The following is a 3,240-nucleotide window of genomic DNA, read 5'->3' as shown; positions in this document are numbered from 1 at the left end:
TCAAACCGCGCGGCGGACCATCAGCTCCTTGATCTTGCCGATGGCCTTGGTCGGGTTCAGTCCCTTCGGGCACACATCGACGCAGTTCATGATGCTGTGGCAGCGGAACAGGCGGTACGGGTCGTTCAGGTTGTCCAGGCGCTCGTTGGTGGCCTGGTCGCGGCTGTCCGCAATAAAGCGGTAAGCCTGCAGCAGGCCGGCCGGGCCGACGAACTTGTCCGGATTCCACCAGAACGACGGGCACGACGTCGAGCAGCTCGCGCACAGGATGCACTCATACAGGCCGTCCAGCTCGTCACGCTCTTCCGGCGACTGCAGGCGCTCTTTCTCGGGCGGCGGCTCGTCGTTGATCAGGAACGGCTTGATCGAGTTGTACTGCTTGAAGAAGTTCGTCATGTCGACGATCAGGTCGCGCACCACCGGCAGGCCGGGCAGCGGACGCAGCACGATGCGGTCCGGCAGCTCGCGCATGTTGGTCAGGCACGCCAGGCCGTTCTTGCCGTTGATGTTCATCGCGTCCGAGCCGCACACGCCTTCGCGGCACGAACGGCGGAACGAGATGGTCTCGTCCAGCTTCTTCAGCTTGACCAGCGCGTCCAGCAGCATGCGCTCGTGACCGTCCAGCTCGACCTCGTAGGTCTGCATGCGCGGTGCCGCATCCTTGTCCGGATCGTAGCGGTAGACTTCGAAAATACGCTTCATTTCTGTGGGTCCTGTTGTCTCTACGATGCGGTGCTCAGAAGGTACGGGCCTTCGGCGGCACGCTTTCCACCGTCAGCGGTTCCATCTTCACCGGCTTGTAGTCGAGGCGGTTGCCTTCGCTGTAGAACAGCGTGTGCTTGAGCCAGTTCTGGTCGTCGCGGTTGGGGAAGTCGCTGTGCGCGTGGGCACCGCGCGATTCCTTGCGCGCGGCCGCCGAGATCATGGTGGCCTTGGCCACTTCCACCAGGTTGGCCACTTCCAGGGCTTCCACCAGCGCGGTGTTGAAGACCTTGGACTTGTCCTTCAGGTGGATGTTGTCGGCACGCTGCGCCACTTCCAGGATGCGGTCGACGCCTTCGTCCATCAGCTTCTGGGTACGGAACACGCCGGCATGCGACTGCATGTTGCGGCGGATGTCGTTGGCGACGTCCTGCGTGTACTCGCCCGAGGACGACGACTGCAGCTTGGCCAGGCGCGACAGCGCCAGGTCGGCAGCGTCGGCCGGCAGCGGCTTGTGCTCTTTCTGCTTCAGGTTCTGCGCGATGATGTGGTTGCCGGCGGCGCGGCCGAACACCACCAGGTCCAGCAGCGAGTTGGTGCCCAGGCGGTTGGCGCCGTGCACCGACACGCACGAGCATTCGCCGATCGCGTAGAAGCCGTTCAGGACTTCGTTCGGGTTGCCGTTCTTCGGCACCACGACCTGGCCGTGGTAGTTGGTCGGAATGCCACCCATCTGGTAGTGGATGGTCGGGACCACCGGAATCGGTTCCTTGATCGCGTCGACGTTGGCGAACTTCAGGCCGATTTCGCGGATCGACGGCAGGCGCTTCATGATGGTCTCGGCGCCGACGTGGGTCAGGTCGAGCAGCACGTAGTCGCCGTTCGGGCCGCAGCCGCGGCCTTCCTTGATTTCCTGGTCCATCGAGCGCGAGACGAAGTCGCGCGGCGCCAGGTCCTTCAGCGTCGGGGCATAGCGCTCCATGAAGCGCTCGCCGTCCTTGTTGCGCAGGATCCCGCCCTCGCCGCGCACGCCTTCGGTGATCAGCACGCCCGCGCCGGCCACGCCGGTCGGGTGGAACTGCCAGAATTCCATGTCTTCCAGCGGCACGCCAGCGCGCGCCGCCATGCCCAGGCCGTCACCGGTGTTGATGAAGGCGTTGGTGGAAGCGGCGTAGATGCGGCCGGCACCGCCGGTCGCGAACAGCGTGGTCTTGGCCTCGAGGATGTAGACCTCGCCGGTTTCCATTTCCAGCGCGGTCACGCCCAGCACGTCGCCGTCCTGGTCGCGGATCAGGTCCAGCGCCATCCATTCGACGAAGAAGTGGGTCTTGGCGCGCACGTTGCGCTGGTACAGCGTGTGCAGCAGCGCGTGGCCGGTACGGTCAGCCGCGGCGCAGGCACGCTGCACGGGCTTTTCACCGTAGTTGGCGGTGTGGCCGCCGAACGGGCGCTGGTAGATGGTGCCGTCGGGGTTGCGGTCGAACGGCATGCCGAAGTGTTCGAGCTCGTACACCACCTTCGGCGCTTCGCGGCACATGAACTCGATCGCGTCCTGGTCACCCAGCCAGTCCGAGCCCTTGATGGTGTCGTAGAAGTGATAGTGCCAGTTGTCTTCGCTCATGTTGCCGAGCGATGCACCGATGCCGCCCTGCGCCGCCACGGTGTGCGAGCGGGTCGGGAACACCTTGGACAGCACGGCCACGTTCAGGCCGGCCTCCGCGAGCTGGAGGGATGCGCGCATCCCGGCGCCGCCAGCACCGACGATGACCACGTCAAAGCGGCGACGCGGCAATCCAGTCTTGACTGCGACCATTTATTACACCCTCCAGAGAATCTGAGCAGCGTAGCCCGCGCAACCGACGAGCCACAGAATCGTAAGAACTTGCAGCACGAGGCGAACCGCCATCGGACGCACATAGTCCATCCAGATATCGCGCACGCCGATCCAGGCGTGGTACAGCAGCGACAGGATGGTCAGGAACGTGAGGATCTTCATCCACTGGTTGGCGAAGAGCCCTGCCCACGCTTCGTACGAAGCGCCGTTCGACAGCAGGAAGGCAATGGCCAGGACCACGGTGAAGACCACCATGACCACGGCCGTGACGCGTTGCGCGAGCCAGTCTTTCAGGCCGTAGTGGGCACCGACGACAAGACGCTTGGGACCGATATTGTTATTTGCCACCGTGATTCTCCTCAGAACAGGCCGAACAGCTTCAGGCCGAAAATCAGGGTAAGCAGCAGGCTGACAACCAGCACGCTGATGGCAGACTTGGCCGAAGCGGGCTTGGAGACACCAACGTGCACATCCAGCAGCAGGAAGCGGATACCAGCGCAGAAGTGATGCAGATAACCCCAGATCAGGGCCAGCACAACCAGCTTGACAAAGCCACCGGACATAAGGGCCGAGAACTTTGCGAAGCTCAGTTCGGAGGTGATGCTCTGCTCAAACAGATACAGGACGAAGGGAAGAAGGAGGAACATCAGTGCACCGCTGACGCGATGCAGGATGGATACCTTGCCGGCCCAGGGCAACCGGTA

The 3,240-nt window shown here is 63.4% G+C and carries 4 protein-coding genes; all 4 read right to left on the bottom strand.

Annotated features, from left to right (window positions below):
- Positions 1 to 702 carry a succinate dehydrogenase iron-sulfur subunit gene (locus AB1I47_RS33540; RefSeq protein WP_010814619.1) on the bottom strand — a complete coding sequence of 234 codons (702 nt, stop codon included), beginning with the start codon at positions 700 to 702 and terminating at the stop codon, positions 1 to 3.
- 34 nt (positions 703 to 736) lie between these two features.
- Positions 737 to 2,515 carry a succinate dehydrogenase flavoprotein subunit gene (gene sdhA / locus AB1I47_RS33535; protein ID WP_354687949.1) on the bottom strand — a complete coding sequence of 593 codons (1,779 nt, stop codon included), beginning with the start codon at positions 2,513 to 2,515 and terminating at the stop codon, positions 737 to 739.
- Positions 2,516 to 2,518: 3 nt separating this feature from the next.
- A complete protein-coding gene (gene sdhD, locus AB1I47_RS33530; RefSeq protein WP_116356964.1) occupies positions 2,519 to 2,884 on the bottom strand; it encodes a succinate dehydrogenase, hydrophobic membrane anchor protein in 366 nt (121 codons plus the stop codon).
- Positions 2,885 to 2,895: 11 nt separating this feature from the next.
- Positions 2,896 to 3,240 (bottom strand): succinate dehydrogenase, cytochrome b556 subunit (gene sdhC, locus AB1I47_RS33525; RefSeq protein WP_354687948.1); only part of this gene is annotated, 345 nt, incomplete at its 5' end.

Origin of the sequence: Cupriavidus necator (assembly GCF_040578825.1) — a bacterium.
Classification (GTDB): Bacteria; Pseudomonadota; Gammaproteobacteria; order Burkholderiales; family Burkholderiaceae; genus Cupriavidus; species Cupriavidus necator_E.
Note: the sequence above shows the minus strand (reverse complement) of the source record. Positions and strands in the feature narration are given on the sequence as shown.

Coding starts and splice junctions, on each gene's coding strand:
- AB1I47_RS33540 (WP_010814619.1), bottom strand. CDS start 702: ATGAAGCGTATTTTCGAAGTCTACCGCTACGATCCGGACAAGGATGCG.
- sdhA (WP_354687949.1), bottom strand. CDS start 2,515: ATGGTCGCAGTCAAGACTGGATTGCCGCGTCGCCGCTTTGACGTGGTC.